Raw genomic sequence first — 16,188 nt, 5'->3', positions numbered from 1 at the left:
GACTGCTGCACCGCTTAACGGCGGTTTTTTCGTTCTTTTCCTTTTTTAAACGCATTCCAAATCCCCTGCAGCGTAAACCCGAGCAGAAGCAGAATGATTAACAGTAAAGTGATTGACGGCCCCGGAGGCGTTCCGAGCTGGTACGAAGACGTCAGCCCCATGAACACACTGAAAAGAGAAATAATAATGGCTGCCGCAAACACCCATTTAAACCCTTTGGCGATACGGATTGCAAAAGCCGCGGGCAGTACGAGGAGCGCGGAAACGAGCAGCACGCCGATAATCGGAATAATGACCGAAATCGCCAGCCCCGTCACGATGCTGAATGACATTGACAGCAGGTTTGTGTTAATGCCTGATGTCTTCGCCGTCGCCTCGTCAAAGGTAAGAAGATAGAGCGGTCTGTTTAATATAATGAAATAAAGCAGAATCAGCAGGGTAATGCCTCCGATAATATAGACCTGCTGCTGGCTGACCGTGACAAGCGATCCAAATAAATATTGATCGATGCTCATTGACGCGCCGCCTTTAGACAGGCTGATCAGAAACATCGCAAACGACAGCCCGGCCGCCATTAAGATTGCGATAGATACCTCTGAATATGTACGGTATGCCCGCCGCATGTATTCAATTCCTATCGCTCCGATCGTGACGACAACGATGCTCGCCGCCGTAATATTGGTACTGAGAAAAAAACCGATGGCCACGCCCGACAATGAAATATGAGACAGCGTATCCGCCATCAGCGCCTGTCTTCTCAGCACGAGATATACGCCTAATATCGGCGCCATAATTCCGATCATGCTTCCCGCTAGAAAAGCTCGTCGCATGAATTCCAAGTCAAACATTTCCATCCGCCTTTTTCCCCCCTCTCAAGCCGTATGACTTTATCCAGATACTGCTGTACTTCGTTTTGTTCGTGTGTCACCATGACGACGGTCCGGTTGTGGTTTTTCACCTGATGGTGCATAAATTCGTAGAAACCCTGTCTGCTTTCATAATCAACCGCGGTTGTCGGCTCATCAAGCATCAGCAGATCCGGATTGCTCGCAAGCATTCTCGCAATGCAGATTTTCTGCTTCTGTCCGCCGGATAAATCGCCGATTTTCCGATGGCGGAAATCCCACATTTCCACCATCTTCAGCGCGTTTTCCACCTCGTGGTGATCCGTTTCGTTCAATCGTTTAAACCATTTTCCTTTCGTATAACGGCCTGATTGCACAAGCTCCAGAACCGTGCTTGGGAATCCTGCGTTAAATGAAGAAATCTGCTGCGGAACATAGCCGATTGTCAGGCGTTTTCCGGCTGCGTTTTTTTTACTGATCTCGGCCGTTCCTTCCCAAGGTCTGAGCATGCCGAGCATGACTTTCATCAGCGTCGATTTTGACGCGCCGTTCGGTCCTGTAATGCCGACGAATTCGCCGCTTTTGATTTCCAGCGACACGCCGTCAAGCACCGGTGTATGCGAATAACCAAAAACGATATCTTTTAATGTAACGAGATTCATGCTGACCTTCCTTTCCCGCATAGAAATAGTGTGCACCCCGCGGCGCACACTATGTTATTTAACCAATAGCGAATCTTTCAGTGCATCAAGGTTTTTCTCCATAATGTTGATATAACCGATGCCTTTATCCCGTTCTTTTTGGCTTAAACCTTCCAGTGTATTGAGCACTTCCGTTTTCGCGCCGATTTCACCGGCAAGTGTATCTGCAACTTTAGGCGATGCAACTTCTTCAAAGTAGATGATCTTCACATCATGCTTTTTGGCAAACGTTTTGAGATCCGCCAGTTTGGCCGCACTCGGCTCTTCTTCAGGAGAAAGGCCTGCAATCGCGACTTGTTTTAAGCCGTATTCTTTAGCGAGATAGCTGAATGCCGCGTGCTGTGTGATCAGTTCTTTTTTCGCCGCTTTATTTAATGTTGTACGGTATAGTTTATCAAGATCCTGCAGTTTTGCAATATATTCTTTACTATTTTTCTCATAGTATGCTTTATTCTTCGGGTCCTGTTTTACGATCTGTGCCGTAATGGTTTTGACCTCTTTTTGCGCAAGAACCGGGCTGAGCCACACGTGAGGGTCCATGCTGTGGCTGTGGTCATGACCGCCGTGTCCATGTTCCTTTTCCTCTTCATCCGAACCTTCGAGTAAGTCAATTCCTTTTGACGCCTTTACAAACTTCGCATGATCAGAGCCCATGCTTTTTTCCGCTGAAGGAACCCATGTCTCCATATATTCGCTGTTGTATACGAAAAGATCGGCGTTTTGAATGCCGGCGATATCCTTCGGCGTCGGCTCCCAATCATGGGGTTCGACCGAAGACGGGATGAGAATGTCTACATCGCCTTTGTCTTTGACAATTTGTTTCGTGAATTCGTACATAGGATAAAAGGTCGTCACGACGTGCAGTTTGCCGCTTTTTGAAGAACCTGACGAACCTTTTGAAGATGAATTGCCGCAGCCCGCCGCGATTAAAAAGCATGCCGCAATGACAATGATTCCGCTCCATTTTTTAAACAAGCCGTTTCCCCCTGTTCTGTAAATCAGAATGATGACGATTTCCAAAGCGTACTTTCTCGTTCATTTGTTACCTATACCATAATAAAACGAAGTAATTACGTTTTGCAAGATTTTTTTTCTAAATTGATATCCGATTTACCTAAAAAGCCCCCGCCATGTATGGACGGGGGCGTCATATCACATATCAGGCAAGCAGATAAACTCTTGTTTCGTATGGGCGGAATGTGATGCGGGATCCCGTGCCGCCGTCATTTTCATAGTTGCTGAGAAGCAGCTCGGCCCTTTCAGGTTCGGAGCCATCCGGCCAATAAAAGACGGCTTCTTCTTCCGATACGTTGCTGATGGACATGAGTTTTTGTCCGTTTGCCTGTCTTTCATACACAAACAGCTGCGGGTCATCAGGAAGCAGCAGCGTGTAGCTGCCTTTTATGATATCAGCATACTGTTTTCGCAGGCGGATCAGTTTTTTGTAAAAGTTCAATATAGAATCGGGATCATCCTGAGCCTCGGCCGCATTGACGGTTTTGTAATTGGGATTGACCGTGAGCCACGGTTCGCCCTCCGTAAATCCGGCATTCTTGCTGCCGTCCCACTGCATCGGTGTACGGGCATGGTCCCGGCTTTTCGCCATAATGGACGCCATGACTTCTTCCCTGTTGCGGCCCATTTCAAATACCCTTTTATGATACATATTGACGGTCTGAATATCTTGATAATCCTCTATTCTGTCAAACGGAGCGTTTGTCATGCCGATTTCTTCCCCCTGGTAAATGTACGGCGTGCCTTTCATGAAATAAAGCAGGGCGGCAAGCATTTTGGCGGATGCTTTGCGGTATGTGCCTTCGTCTCCGAAACGGGATACGATCCGGGGCTGGTCATGATTGCACCAATACAGCGTATTCCAGCCTCGATGTTCCAGTTTTTCCTGCCAGTCTGTGAGCACTTTTTTCAAATCGGACAGCTCAAGCGGTTTTACATCCCAATGCTCTTGGCCCGGCTTTTGATCAAGCTCCATATGCTGAAAATGAAAAATCATATTCAGTTCATGCTCATCGGTTCCCGTGTAGACCAGCCCTTCCTCAGGCGTCACTGATCCGGCCTCGCCGACCGACATCACGTCATATTTGGAAAATACCTCTTTCGTCATTTCTTTTAAGTAATCATGTATCCGTGCCCCGTTTGGCCGGAAAGGCTTCGGATCGGCCCGGCGGGCGATGTAGTCTTCATATGGCGGCAAATATTCTTTTTTTGACAGAAGATGGAGCTGGTCTATTCTCAATCCGTCCACGCCTTTATCGAGCCAAAATCTCATCATCTCGTACACTGATTGCCGAACCTCGGGATTTTCCCAATTCAGATCGGCTTGTTTGACGGCGTTCATATGCAGGTAATATTCGCCCGTATGTTCTTCGTACTGCCAGACGGATTGTCCGTAATCCGACACCCAATCGGTCGGCGGGCCGTCCGCGGTGCCCGGCCGCCAAATATAATAATCGCGGTATTTGCTGTCCGGATTCATTTCCGCCTCTTTGAACCAAGGATGCTCCGTGGAGGTATGATTTAAGACGAAATCCATCACAAGCTTTAATCCGCGGCTGCGGCATTCTGTAAGCAGATCGTGAAAGTCCTCCATCGTTCCGTAAGATTCCATAATTGCTTGATGATCCGTCACATCGTAGCCGTTATCGACGTTTGGCGACGGGTAAATCGGGCAGATCCATATCACATCAGCGCCAAGTTCTTTTATATAATCGAGACGCGCGATAATCCCCCGCAGGTCGCCTATGCCGTCGCCGTTCGTATCTTGAAAGCTTCGCGGATAGATTTGATAGACAACGGCGTCTTTCCACCAGTCATTCGCCATCTTGCGATCCCCCTGTTTTTTTAGAAAACCATTTCCTTTATGACCCTGCTCTAAACAAAAAAGAGAAGGTTTCCCCTCCTCTTTTATCTATCCAGCTGAGACGGATAAAGCGTCATGCCTCCGTCGACGAAAAGTGTCGTTCCGGTCACGTAACTCGCTTCTTCCGACACCATCCATGCGGCGGCCGCGGCGACTTCTTCCGGTTTTCCGAAGGCGTTCATCGGAATTTTTTTCAGCTGGGCTTGTTTATGTGTTTCATCTTCCAGATCCTTATTGGACTCCGTGGCGATCGTGCCGGGAGCGATGGCATTCACCCGGATGCCTTTGTCTGCGTAATTGAGCGCCATCGTTTCCGTCATCATTTTGATCCCGCCTTTGGATGCCGAGTACTGCACGTTTTCAGGGCGGGGTATTTGCTGATGAACGCTCGATATGTTTAAGACCGTTCCTTTTTTGCCGCTCTCGAGCATATGTTTCAGTGCCGCTTTCGCCCCCAAAAAGGTGCCGGTCACATTGACGTCGATGACCCTTTGCCAATCCTCCAGGCTCATTTCATGGGGCATCGCTTCGGTCCCGTTAAAACCGGAATTGTTGACCATCACGTCCACACCCCTGAAATGCTCTTGCGCGGCATGAAACAGCGCCTGAATCCCTTCTTCTGAGGATACATCGGCTTTTACGGTGACGGCTCTGCCTCCCGCTTTCTCAATGATGTCCGCCGCTTCTTCCGCTCCGGTGGAATCACCGAGGTAATTCACAACCACATTCATCCGCTCCTTGCCGAAGCGTTCGGCAATGGCCTTTCCGATTCCTTTCGAAGAACCTGTTACGATTGCTGTTTTTCCCTGTAAATCCTGATACATTGTCTCTTTTCCTCCCTGATGTTAATACAGAGCATGTACCCGGTTTTAATCAGCTGAAAACAAAAGAGATCATAAAAAGAACGATGAAACCGAAGCTCCCTCGTTCTTTTTTTTCATTATGCGTAGTTGTTCATTTGCAGCCTTTTTTGCACGCCGACAAGCCTGCTGAAAAAATAAGATGCCGCTTTGTAGTTCTCCCGTTTATGAAAGAAATGAGCCGCGTCCTGAAGCAGTTCCTCCGTGTCAGCCAACAGCTCTTTTGATTCCAGAACGTCAAAATACTCTTTGAGCGAATCCTGTCCGCCTTCCCCCTGATAAAGCTCTTTAATCAGACGGAATTTCGTCATATAGATCTCATCTTCCCACTCCGCAGCGCTTCTCATGCCCCGCGCGCAGCTGGCGGCGGCTTCACTGTATTTTTCCGTTTTAAAGTAGATATGTGTGAGTGAAAAAACAGCCTGGATGACCTGCCGGAAGCTGTGTGCTTCAAATCCGGCAGCCGCCCGTTCAAAATCCTCCGCCGCCTTGCAAAAGTCACCCAGACTGTACATACAGTGCCCGATATTATAATAGGCCGCAGCAATCATATATTGATCATCAAGCCGCTCCGCGTGTTCCAAGGCGCATTCGAGGTATTCCAGCGCTTTTTTATGCTGCTGGGCGTCCATCAGATTTCCGGCAATGATAAATTTGCACTGCACCCTTCTCATTCCGTATAATTCATATTTCTTGTAAATATCAAGCGCCTGCCCCGCGTAATTCATCGAAAAGAAAGTCTGCTTGATATGATAGTACACCTCAGAAATTTTATACAGAAACTCGGCTTTCTCTATGTCATCTTCCACATATTCAAGCTTTTCCTCAGCCCGCTTATAATGAGAAATCGCTGAGATGAAGTTTTTCTGCTTAAATTCATACATTCCCCTGAAATAGTAAAAATAATATTCCAGTAAGCCGGTCAGCTTTTGCTGGTTCATCTCAATCTCAGTGAGCATTTCAGAGAACGGAGGCTGGCAGTCGCCGTCTTTCATGGGTTTTAATTTATCCAGCATGATGCGGTGCCGAAATTCCATCAATGAAAAATACAACAATAAATCCTGGTTCTCTTCCATATCTTCGAGTTCATATTGAATCTCCCGCTTCAGCGCTTCAGCTTTATCGGCTTCAAACGCGCGGATCAGCTTATACCATTCATTCATCTTTACGGCCACTTCTTCAGATGGAATCTTGGATTTCATAGATTTGCCTCCTTCCTCCGGCTACTAATTATGTTATATTTTATCATAGCAAATTTATGGCAGTGAGCAAACAAAGATTTTAATCAATTAAAGAAAGAGAGAATTCACCATGAAACGACCAGTCAGAATTGCGCTGCTTTTGATCCTCTTCTTTTCCGCAGACCTATGTTTTTCCTATGTGCAGAAAGAATTGAGGCCGCAGACGGCATTACAAGATAGAGCCATTCCAAGCGCTCTTCATCCGCTCGTGAGGCAGAATGCGGAGCTATTGCAGACGGCCGCTCTGAAAAAAGGCATCACCGTCGTTATCACAGAGGGTTTCAGATCAATTGAGGAACAAAACGAATTGTACCGTCAAGGACGTTCAAAAAAAGGAAATATCGTCACCTACGCAAAAGGAGGGGAATCTTACCACAATTACGGCCTTGCGATCGACTTCGCCCTGCAAAAAAAAGATGGAAGCCTGATTTGGGATATGACGTACGACGGAAACCGAAACGGCACGCCCGATTGGCTTGAGGTCGTATCGATTGCCAAAACGCTCGGTTTTGATTGGGGAGGCGATTGGAGAGGCTTTAAAGATTATCCTCATTTACAAATGATCCCTGGCTAATAAAACCTTTTCTTTTTTCGCTTTTGCGCATCAATGTACGGAGGATAGACAGGCCTGTACACAAGCTTATATCCTTCATTGCCGGACGGCGTAAAATCGCGCTGCCACTCCAGCCGCAGATGGAAATCGGATAAAAAAGCGGCCTTTGCTTCTTCGGGAGTAACGGCCGGCACCGGATTGATCTTCTCCAGCTGCTCCGGGTCAATGTCAGGCGCCATGTAAGCTTCCACAAGCCCCGTTACGGGACTGACAAGAATTCTCGCAGCGCCGAACCGCAGCGGAATATCCTGATGCCATATGGAAAAATGGAAGCGGAACCTGCCCCTTCCGTCCGTTTTCAGCGGGTTCATTTTAAAAAACTCGTCCGCTCTCGGATAAAGCTTGTATAAAAATTGAAGCGCGACGGCCTCACACTCTTCCGCAGAATAAAAGGCCGGGCCCTGATGCTCAATAAAAGATTTAAAGGCTGTCATTTTCCCTGTCTTTTTGTCCGTTTTCATCTTCATTGTATTTTTGTTGCTGCTTTCAAAATAGCTTTCGATACTCAAATCTTTCCGTTCCGGAACCGACCCTTTCCGCCATGTCGTTCCGATCTCATCCCCGAGATCACGCCGGCGCGTCTGAACCATATCCGCGGTAAACCCCATTAATTCATCCAGGCTGATTTCCCGTTTATGTTCAAACGCGGGAAGCGGTTTTGCCGGCTCATTCCTGTCTTCGCAAAGCTGCTGATCCGGCACGATATCATCTTCACCGGCCGGATAGCTGTAAGCCGGCAGAATCGGTTCATAGACGAGACGCGGTATTTTCTCAAAATTGACCACATCATAGACGAGACTGAATGTCAGCACACTCATATAATGCGAGACGACTTTTTCCCGATCGACGAATGTTTCCGGAACGGGCGCTTCACCCTTATCCCCGTAATAGATAAACTGCACGACGAAGCCGCTCCTGGTTACATCAACGAAAAAACCTGAATCGGGAAGCGGCCGGCCGAGCACTTTTTTTGTATAGATAAATCGGATGCACCCATTGCGTTCTTCCCTCGCCTGAAAGATGAAATTCATAAAAGTAAGCGGGCGGTGTCTCGCCGCAAACCGAAGAGCCGTCAGCTTTAATTCGGCTTCTGACAGCTGCATGTCTGAACTCGGGCAGTCGTTGCGTGAATAAGTAAGCAAAGATCCGTCGTCACCCAGCTCAATCGTGACCGTTTTATCCGGATGGTTACGATTTTTCCATATATAATAGGCTCTCGTTTTTTGTTTTTCATCATAATCTTCTATTTCAAGCTCATAGTGCGGCGGTATGTTCCCGATCTCCAGCGCTTTTTTTCTCAGATGTTCTTTCAGCAATGGGGTCATCCTTTCAGAAGAGTGTATAAAAAAGAACTGTTTTTAATTATATAAAAACGCCCTTATCCTTTTAAAGGGAAGAAAGTGCCTTTTATGTGTCTATTTTTAGCAAAGAGGGAAAAGAGCCGTATTCAGAGCGGCACTTTTTCATACAAATGTCACACTCCCCGTGAAACCCCCGGGACGAACGCCCATGACCTTCAGCCTATTAAACTCGTGATCGCTTCTCCCGTATGAGCCTCAATAAACCGCGGGAAAACCGGTTTGTATACGAGCCTGTACACTTTCCCGGAGCTGTCGTCATCGTAACAACGATCCCAAGCGAGCTCTGCTTTGATGGCCCGGCGGATCGCGTCCTTCGCCTCTCCCAATGTCAATGAAGGAACGGGATCGATTTCCTCGAGCTCTTTCGGATCAATTTCCGGCGGCATATATACAGTGACAAGACCCGTCTTTTTGCTGACACAGATTCTCCCCTCTCCGAATCGCAAATCAACACCGCCCGAACAAGCCTTAAATGTAAGCCCTGCGTTTTCTCCTTCATCATCCGGTTCATCATATTGAACCCGGAAATACTGATCCGCTTCCGGAAACATGGCGAATAAAAAGCGGATGGCCATGTGATGGCATTCTTCCTCAGAAAACACCGGTTCGCCTTCACTATGTATAAATGACATCACTCCGGCGAGCCGGCCCGATTCTTTATCCTGCATTGTTTTCAATACGTGTTCATTCCGTTCTTTAAACAGACTTTCAAAGCTTTTATCTTCCCGTACGGATTTTGTTTTTTCAGGACGCCAGGCAATGCCGATGCGGCCGTCCCCAAGATCGCTTTCCCTCTCTTTATAAAAACCGTCGTGCAGCCCGATCATGTCATTGATGCTCATTTTTTCCGCTTCAGGTGCAGGGCGTGAAATCGGGACATACGGCCGCGTGTCGTCTTCCAGTTCTTCATATTCGTCTATTTCTTCATTCTCTTCCTTCAGGTCGGCCGATATCGGCCGCGTCGGAGACACGATTTCATAGACGAGATGAGGCTTGTCATCCCCCTGCATATAGACGGACTGATGCAGGACGGTGAACAACAGCTCTGCTTCTATATGTTTGACAAAGTGAGCCAATGCTTCCCGCTTGTCCGCAATTGTCCCGGGCCTTACAAGATCATCGGCCTTCCCATGGTAAGAAAAACCGGTTACTTCCCCTGTCAAAGAGAGGTCGACGTAAAACCCGGTCAGCGGAAGCGGCAGACCGTCAGCCATCTGAACATAGGAATATCTCACATCGCCATCATTTGCGGAGCCGATTGTTTCCAATTCAAACTCAGCCAATGCCCCCGGACGATGGGTTTCTAAAAACGCCCGCATCCGTTTTTCTATGTCCGATTCCGAAAGAGGCGGCAGATCAGTCCGGAAAGCCGGACGGGATAAGTATTTCAGTTTTCCGTCCCGGTCTAATTCGACCATGATGCCGGCTTCCGGATCATTCTTATCTTCCCACCAAAACAGAACCTCATCTTCCTGGTATTCTTCCACATTACTCTCGTAGCGGGCAGGTACGTTTCCGATTCGGAGAGCCAGCTGTTTCAACTCTTCTTTTTTCATCATAACACTTCCTTTTCTTCCAAAAAGATTGATGATTACCAAGACTCTTTTATACAAAACTAGTATAATTAACCTGTCCATCTTCATGACTATCGAATTAATCATTAACAACAGGGGGTAAACCAGATGTCCATCAAAAAAATGAGCGCCGTGTTTTTCATTCTGCTTCTCACGGCATTTACCGCCGCGTGCAGCAGCGAAACGAGCAGCGGCCAGGAAAGCAGCACGGCGAAAGTGAAAATAAAAGAGACGGCGTGGGCCGCTTCAGACGATACTGAACATCCGGCCGCGCTGAAAGTAACGGTCACCGTCAAAAATACGGGCAAAGACCCGCTTACCGTCAAAAGCAGCGACTTCTCGCTTTATCAGGATGACGCGAAAACAGCCAAGACCGATAAGGAAGACTTGATGCAGAGCGGCACGCTTCATGCTGGTAAGACAGTGACGGGCAATCTGTACTTCACGGCTGACGAAGGCAAATCATATGAATTGGTATATCAGCCGCAGGCAAAAGACGCGAAGCCTTTATCTTATAAACTGAAAGTCAAAGGCACAGCCTCAAAAGCAGTACCTGACCCGGCGGACGCATTATCCGCCTACATTGATGTGATGCTGTACGGCAAACACAATAAAGATTTCACCCGCCTGACCGGGGTAAATGAAAAAATGACGGCCGCCGCATATCAGGAATCGGCGAAAGCCAGCTTTATCACCTCAGCAGGCATTTCACAAGAACAGGCGGATCCAAAAGCCATTTCCGCTATTATTGACGCCATGTCATCAGCGCTGCGGGATAACACAGAGCTCAAGGTGCATACCAAATCCATGTCAGGCAAAAAAGCCGTCCTTGAAGCAAAAGTGACGCCGCTTGATATGTCTCCGCTTGCGGGCCAGCTGCAAGACCGCGTGCAAGACTATGCCGGAAAGCACCCCGATGCTGATGAAAACGAAATTGTCAGCCACCTGCTTTCTGTCTATCCGGAAGAGTTTATGCGCCTGAAACCGGCTTCTTCTTCCGTTACAAGAGAAATCGAGATGAAGAAAAACGCCCGCGGCCAGTGGTATCTGGATACAGACGCCGATCTGGAAGGATTGACAGAAGCGTTTTTGAAAACGTCCTGACAACAAGAAAGGAAATAGCGCAGGCTATTTCCTTTTTTTATTTTCACTTAAAGATGTCACTGATATATTGAACCTCATCCTCGGTTAACTGCACATGAAGCGCGTCCAGATTGTGTTTCAGCTGGTCAGGGCGTTTGGCTCCGGGAATGATCGCATCCACCGCCGGCTGCGACAGAAGCCATGCGAGTGCGATATGCGCTGTCTGCTCCCCTTTTTCCTCCGCAACGGCCCGAAGCTTATCCACTCGCTCCAGATTTTGGCGAAAAGCTTCTCCCTGAAACGGCGGCCTGTTCTTTCGGCTGTCCTCAAAGACTGTGTCTTTTGTAAACTTTCCCGTCAGCAAGCCGGAAGCAAGCGGAAAATAAGGAATAAAGGAAATGCCGTTCTTTTCACAATAAGGCAGCAGATCATGCTCCGCCTCACGCTGAATCAGTGAATATTCCGATTGAAAAACCTCTAAATAGCCGTCGGCGTTAAACTCCTGCAGTTGCCGGAAGCTGAGATTGGACGCGCCGATTGCTCTGATTTTCCCTTCGTCCTTCAGTTCTTTTAGTGTGCCCGCCACTTCGGAGAGCGGTGTTTTGCCGTCAGGGAAGTGGACGTAATACAAATCGATCACGTCTGTTTTCCGCCTCACTCCGGAGAAATTCACGGCTGTTGTCCAGCTCGATTTGTCCGTTGACTTCTTTATGCGCGCCTTTTGACGCAATCACGAGACTGTCCCGCACGCCGCGCTCTGCGACAACTTCACCGATTAACTCTTCGGAACGTCCCAAACCGTATATAAACGCCGTATCAATAAAATTGACGCCGCCGTCCAACGCTGTGCGGATGAGTTCTTTTCCCGTTTCATCATTAAGATTCGGAAACAGATTATGTCCTCCGACCGCATTAGCGCCAAAGCCGATACGCTTTACCCGTAAACCCGTCCTGCCCAGCGTACGTGTCTCATCCATGGCTCAGGCTCCCTTCCTTTTATCGCTCTGTTTAGTATTAGATAGACGGTAAGAATTATCCTGCCTGAGAGCCTATCTATAGAAAAAACCTTGAAAAGCGTTTGCCCTTCAAGGTTTTTTTGCTGTGTATTAAGATGTCAGAGCTGCGGCGAAGCGTTCGGCTTCATCCGTGAGAGCACCCTCGATTTCCTTATAGCGGCTGGAAATCGTTGAGGCGCTGACGCCGTACTTCTTCGCCAGCTTCGCTTGAGAAACGGACGCGCCGTTCAGAGAAATGCTGTTCACGTAATATTCGACCGCCGCTGCGAAAGCTTCAGGCTTTCTGATCGTCGGTGTTTTTTTGACACAGAACGTTTTCCACAGATCAATTACGGCCGGAACCAGCTCAGCCGGGTATTCATCCCCGCTCAGGCCTTTTTCAATAGCGTCCGCCGTTTCCTTCTCCATGTCGTTCGCCCACTCTGTCTGTTTTTCTTCAGCAGCCTGCTCAGGCTCTTCCGCCGATCCTAAAAGAGCGGCCAGCACAGTGTCGAAGTTTTCCTGCATAAAGCGCTCAGGCGATTTTCCTTCCGCAAGGGCCGGGGCCGCCGCCTTTTTCACTTTGCTGATCAAAGCTTCGGCCCGCTTCACAGGGAAGATCGTAAATTGCATGAAGAACTCGGCTTTTTCCGCTTCGTGGATCGGATAGCCGAGAATCAGGCTTCCCGCCGGCGGAAGATCCTGCTGGCTGACGTCCATTTCCACTTTGAATTGTTTTTTCGTCATCACATCTTCAAAGTGAATCATTCCTTCTTTCACATCTTCAAGAACCATAACGGCAGGTGTCATGCTTTTCCATGATTCAACGATTTCCCGTGTTTTCGGGCGGTTGATGCCGCCGGCTTTTTTCTGAAGATATTCTTCAAAAATCGTCTTGCCGCCTGCCAGCGGACGGAAGAAAATTCCCCAGATGCCGAGGTTGAAGACTCCGATGTCTTTTGTCTGTCTGTCCAGCTCCGTAATGAACGCGTGCTGGTTAATAAATGATGATATGCCGTCTCTATGTGCTGTAAAGGCGTACTCCATTAGGCTTTCCTGAATCTGTTTCGCTTCTTTTGCCGCGATGTCTGCCGGAATGGCAGCTTCTTTGCTTCCGCAGCATTTTTTATATTTCTTCCCGCTGCCGCATGGGCAAGGGGCATTTCTTTTCACTTTTCCCACAATAAACCCTCCGAATTCTGATATAACTTTATTATTTTAACAAAAATAACTTCAGAGGGCTTGGTTTACGGCGAAAAAAGAATATGGAAGAAAAAAAAGACCCCGGGATATTCTCATTCTCCGGGGCTTTGAAACTATTAATTTGTATTTTGTCCGCCGCCGTTCAGACCTTCTTTAATCAGCCCGTTTACTTGGCTGTTCATCAAAAGTCCGATGTGTCCGACACCGTGAATCTGCACGTTTTTCCCGCCGATCAGCCGTGACAGCGGGTTCAGGACGATTAAGTCCGCTGAGCTGTAAATCGATGTATATAAAATCTTTTGGTTCGGATCAGTCCCCGGAAGCGCCCGGTTGGTCACAAGGCCGTTCGCTCCGCCGAGTGTGACGACGTTTGCGATTTTGTCTCCGCCGTCAAGATTTTTAATGTAATAGAGCGTGTTGGCTCCGCCCATGCTGTGCGCGACGATATCGACTTTTTTCGCACCTGTTTCGCTGAGCACTTTTTTCACGTAATTGGACAGTCTCGGCGCATTATGTCTGTTGTTTCCGGTTTTGTCTAAGAAATCAATGGCGTACATCTCTTTTCTTGACCAGCCTTGGGATGCCAAGTATGTTTTGATTCCCGCGAAGTTAAAGGACGCCCCGCCGATTCCGTGGACCATGACAACAGGGTTATGCCCTGAGGAGGCTTTCGATACGGTCGGCTGGAAGGCAAATACGGAAATGACGGACAGCATACAGACTGTAAGGATGACTAGAATTTTGTTTTTTATTTGTTTCATGAACTTTCCTCCTGCTATGTAATATTTTTGCAGTTTTCATTCTATTAGAGGAGAAAAGGAAAAAATAGTGTATTTTTTACTGTTTTCAACAATTTAAAAAGAGCGGAAAAATGAGAAAGACGCCCCTATCCCGAAAGCACGCTTATGCTTTAATACGGCAGACCAAAAAAGGAGAGAACACCCGGTTCTCTTCTCCTAGTACTCATTGAAATAGGTTTGAATCCGCTTAGGGTCATGCGTTTTTGTCAGCGCAAGCATCAGAAGAATCCGCGCTTTTTGAGGGTTGAGAGAGTTTGAAGCTGTCAAATGGTCTTTTTCATACTCTCGATTAGGTGTTACCGTTCCGTTTCCCGTCCTTGTGGAGCGGACGACCGCCAGCCCGCTTTTGACCGACTTTACGGCGCCTTTTTGCGCCGCATCAGACATTGAGCCGTTTCCCGAGCCTGCAAAAATAATGCCTTGCGCTCCTGATTTTACGGCGGCTTCAAAGAGATAGCTTCCGTCATTTTGATAGCCGTATATAATATCGACCTGCGGCAGTTTATCGAGTTTATCTATCTGGAAATCTGTATCCTTCGTATGCTTTCGGGTGATGACGTTATTAAAATAGACGTCATCAGCAATTGTTCCGATATAACCCATTTCTTCCGATTTAAATGTGTCGGCCGCGGTTGTATTGGTTTTTGTCACATAACGCGCCGAAGCGATTCTGTCATTTAATACGACAAGCGCCCCCTTGCCTTTCGCATCAGGCGCAGCCGCTGTTTTTACCGCGCTATATAAGTTGGACGGCCCGTCCGCTCCGATCGCCGTGGACGGCCTCATTGACCCGGCGACAACAACGGGCTTGTCACTTTTGACCGTCAGATTGAGAAAGTAGGCGGTTTCCTCAAGTGTGTCTGTTCCATGTGTAATGACAATGCCGTCTGTATCATCAGACTTGAGCAGCTTGTTTACCCGTTTTGCAAGTTTCAGCAGTGTCTCGTTATTCATATTCTGGCTGCCGATATTCACAACCTGTTCTCCGCTCACATGCGCGATCTCTTTTATCTCCGGAACGGCCTGAATCAGGGCATCAACTCCGATTGCCCCCGCCGTGTACTCCGTAGCGGACGTCTTTGAAGGAGCAGCGCCTGCAATTGTGCCGCCGGTGGCAAGAATTTTAATATTCGGAAGTCCGTCTTTTTTCGCAGAGGCTGCGGCTGCCATCTGGGGCGGTGTTTCTTTCGTTTGAGGAGATTGGGAGCAGCCGGCCGCGAGGAATAGCAGAGCCGTGATAAATGTAATGAAGGGCATGAATTGTTTTTTCATTCTTTTCTCTCCTTTTCTTTATTTATGAAGATTTTCCTCTCATCGGTCAACACGCTTGTCAGGCATTCTTCCGAAGAAAATAACCGTTAAAAAACCTTGACACCGTCATGCGAAATCAAGATAATAGACCAGTCACTATATTTTAAATTTGTCAAAAATCAGTAAGGTGGGAACATTATGAGCTATGGAGATTCTCGTGAAAAAATCCTCGCCGCGGCAACCAGGCTGTTTCAGCTTCAGGGGTATTACGGCACGGGGCTGAATCAGATTATTAAAGAAAGCGGTGCGCCGAAAGGTTCTCTTTACTATCATTTTCCGGACGGCAAAGAGCAGCTCGCCATTGAGGCTGTCAATGAAATGAGCCATTATATCCGTATGAAAATAAAAGAAAGCCTTGATGCCCATCCTGATCCTGCGGAAAGCATTCAAGCGTTTTTACAGGACTTATCAAGCCAATTCACATGTCCGGAGAACTTTGAAGGGTTTCCTGTCGGTTTACTGGCTGCCGAGACGGCTTTAAAGAGCGAAAAGCTCCGGCAGGCCTGTCAATGCGCTTATCAGGAATGGGAGAATCTGTTCGCGGGCAAATTGAGATCAGCCGGTTTTTCTGATGAGAGAGCGGCGGAAATCAGCACTGTTTTAAATGCCATGATAGAAGGCGGCATCATTGTGTCCTTAGCCAAAAAAGACAAAATGCCGATCCTCCATATTTCTAAACAAATCCCGAACCTGCTGAAGACATAAAATACGAGAGACATTGTA

14 protein-coding genes and 1 pseudogene are annotated in these 16,188 nt (G+C 47.8%); 3 read left to right on the top strand and 12 right to left on the bottom strand.

What is annotated here, in order from left to right:
- Positions 1-14: 14 nt before the first annotated feature.
- The 6 genes from G4O42_RS01580 to G4O42_RS01555 all read right to left on the bottom strand — a co-directional run bounded on the left by G4O42_RS01580 (position 15) and on the right by G4O42_RS01555 (position 6,486).
- On the bottom strand, positions 15-854 hold the full coding sequence (locus tag G4O42_RS01580) for a metal ABC transporter permease (RefSeq protein WP_007409044.1): 840 nt from the start codon (positions 852-854) through the stop codon (positions 15-17).
- Positions 812-1,507, bottom strand: coding sequence for a metal ABC transporter ATP-binding protein (locus G4O42_RS01575; RefSeq protein WP_021495283.1), 696 nt, complete (start codon positions 1,505-1,507; stop codon positions 812-814). Before G4O42_RS01575 ends, G4O42_RS01580 begins: the two co-directional genes overlap by 43 nt.
- 54 nt (positions 1,508-1,561) lie before the next feature.
- Entirely contained in the window at positions 1,562-2,521 is a 960-nt protein-coding gene (locus G4O42_RS01570; protein ID WP_032872825.1) for a metal ABC transporter substrate-binding protein, read from the bottom strand.
- A gap of 184 nt (positions 2,522-2,705) precedes the next feature.
- Positions 2,706-4,385 (bottom strand): glycoside hydrolase family 13 protein, encoded by a 1,680-nt coding sequence (locus tag G4O42_RS01565; RefSeq protein WP_032872751.1) that lies wholly within the window; start codon positions 4,383-4,385, stop codon positions 2,706-2,708.
- 83 nt (positions 4,386-4,468) lie between these two features.
- The gene (locus tag G4O42_RS01560; RefSeq protein WP_032872749.1) at positions 4,469-5,248 is read right to left on the bottom strand and encodes a glucose 1-dehydrogenase; all 780 of its coding nucleotides are present in this window, start codon (positions 5,246-5,248) and stop codon (positions 4,469-4,471) included.
- A 116-nt stretch (positions 5,249-5,364) separates the two neighbouring features.
- Positions 5,365-6,486, bottom strand: coding sequence for a response regulator aspartate phosphatase (locus G4O42_RS01555; protein ID WP_032872747.1), 1,122 nt, complete (start codon positions 6,484-6,486; stop codon positions 5,365-5,367).
- A 109-nt stretch (positions 6,487-6,595) separates the two neighbouring features.
- Here G4O42_RS01555 and G4O42_RS01550 point away from each other — a divergent pair, with 109 nt between their 5' ends.
- Positions 6,596-7,099, top strand: a complete 504-nt coding sequence (locus G4O42_RS01550) for a peptidoglycan L-alanyl-D-glutamate endopeptidase CwlK (protein WP_032872745.1) — start codon at positions 6,596-6,598, stop codon at positions 7,097-7,099.
- On the opposite strand, the gene G4O42_RS01545 is transcribed toward G4O42_RS01550, so the two are convergent.
- Both G4O42_RS01545 and G4O42_RS01540 read right to left on the bottom strand, forming a co-directional pair.
- Positions 7,096-8,454: a YcdB/YcdC domain-containing protein gene (locus G4O42_RS01545; RefSeq protein WP_032872743.1), complete on the bottom strand. Its 1,359-nt coding sequence runs from the start codon at positions 8,452-8,454 to the stop codon at positions 7,096-7,098. The genes G4O42_RS01550 and G4O42_RS01545 overlap by 4 nt on opposite strands.
- A gap of 200 nt (positions 8,455-8,654) precedes the next feature.
- The gene (locus G4O42_RS01540; protein ID WP_032872741.1) at positions 8,655-10,055 is read right to left on the bottom strand and encodes a YcdB/YcdC domain-containing protein; all 1,401 of its coding nucleotides are present in this window, start codon (positions 10,053-10,055) and stop codon (positions 8,655-8,657) included.
- A 126-nt stretch (positions 10,056-10,181) separates the two neighbouring features.
- On the opposite strand from G4O42_RS01540, the gene G4O42_RS01535 reads away from it, so the two are divergent.
- Positions 10,182-11,177, top strand: a complete 996-nt coding sequence (locus tag G4O42_RS01535; RefSeq protein WP_032872739.1) for a DUF5105 domain-containing protein — start codon at positions 10,182-10,184, stop codon at positions 11,175-11,177.
- 43 nt (positions 11,178-11,220) lie between these two features.
- On the opposite strand, the pseudogene G4O42_RS01530 reads toward G4O42_RS01535, so the two are convergent.
- From G4O42_RS01530 to G4O42_RS01515, 4 genes and pseudogenes are all read right to left on the bottom strand, one after another.
- A pseudogene (locus tag G4O42_RS01530) lies at positions 11,221-12,133 on the bottom strand (aldo/keto reductase).
- Positions 12,134-12,262: 129 nt separating this feature from the next.
- Complete coding sequence (locus tag G4O42_RS01525; RefSeq protein ID WP_032872737.1) at positions 12,263-13,333, bottom strand: helix-turn-helix domain-containing protein; 1,071 nt, start codon at positions 13,331-13,333, stop codon at positions 12,263-12,265.
- 137 nt (positions 13,334-13,470) lie between these two features.
- A complete protein-coding gene (gene estA / locus G4O42_RS01520) occupies positions 13,471-14,115 on the bottom strand; it encodes a lipase EstA (RefSeq protein ID WP_032872735.1) in 645 nt (214 codons plus the stop codon).
- Between the two features lie 195 nt (positions 14,116-14,310).
- Entirely contained in the window at positions 14,311-15,426 is a 1,116-nt protein-coding gene (locus G4O42_RS01515) for a type II asparaginase (RefSeq protein ID WP_032872734.1), read from the bottom strand.
- Positions 15,427-15,603: 177 nt separating this feature from the next.
- Here G4O42_RS01515 and lmrA point away from each other — a divergent pair, with 177 nt between their 5' ends.
- A complete protein-coding gene (lmrA, locus tag G4O42_RS01510) occupies positions 15,604-16,170 on the top strand; it encodes a transcriptional regulator LmrA (protein WP_032872731.1) in 567 nt (188 codons plus the stop codon).
- Positions 16,171-16,188: the final 18 nt, after the last annotated feature.

Source organism: Bacillus sp. LUNF1 (genome assembly GCF_011008975.1).
GTDB classification, from domain to species: domain Bacteria; phylum Bacillota; class Bacilli; order Bacillales; family Bacillaceae; genus Bacillus; species Bacillus velezensis.
The sequence above is the reverse complement of the archived record's forward strand: the minus strand, read 5'-3'. Positions and strand labels throughout refer to the sequence as shown.

Excerpts from the sequence above, each read along its gene's own strand:
- G4O42_RS01565 (WP_032872751.1), bottom strand. The coding sequence starts at position 4,385 with ATGGCGAATGACTGGTGGAAAGACGCCGTTGTCTATCAAATCTATCCG.
- G4O42_RS01515 (WP_032872734.1), bottom strand. The coding sequence starts at position 15,426 with ATGAAAAAACAATTCATGCCCTTCATTACATTTATCACGGCTCTGCTA.
- G4O42_RS01580 (WP_007409044.1), bottom strand. The coding sequence starts at position 854 with ATGGAAATGTTTGACTTGGAATTCATGCGACGAGCTTTTCTAGCGGGA.
- G4O42_RS01560 (WP_032872749.1), bottom strand. The coding sequence starts at position 5,248 with ATGTATCAGGATTTACAGGGAAAAACAGCAATCGTAACAGGTTCTTCG.
- G4O42_RS01575 (WP_021495283.1), bottom strand. The coding sequence starts at position 1,507 with ATGAATCTCGTTACATTAAAAGATATCGTTTTTGGTTATTCGCATACA.
- G4O42_RS01535 (WP_032872739.1), top strand. The coding sequence starts at position 10,182 with ATGTCCATCAAAAAAATGAGCGCCGTGTTTTTCATTCTGCTTCTCACG.
- G4O42_RS01550 (WP_032872745.1), top strand. The coding sequence starts at position 6,596 with ATGAAACGACCAGTCAGAATTGCGCTGCTTTTGATCCTCTTCTTTTCC.
- G4O42_RS01555 (WP_032872747.1), bottom strand. The coding sequence starts at position 6,486 with ATGAAATCCAAGATTCCATCTGAAGAAGTGGCCGTAAAGATGAATGAA.
- G4O42_RS01540 (WP_032872741.1), bottom strand. The coding sequence starts at position 10,055 with ATGAAAAAAGAAGAGTTGAAACAGCTGGCTCTCCGAATCGGAAACGTA.
- lmrA (WP_032872731.1), top strand. The coding sequence starts at position 15,604 with ATGAGCTATGGAGATTCTCGTGAAAAAATCCTCGCCGCGGCAACCAGG.
- estA (WP_032872735.1), bottom strand. The coding sequence starts at position 14,115 with ATGAAACAAATAAAAAACAAAATTCTAGTCATCCTTACAGTCTGTATG.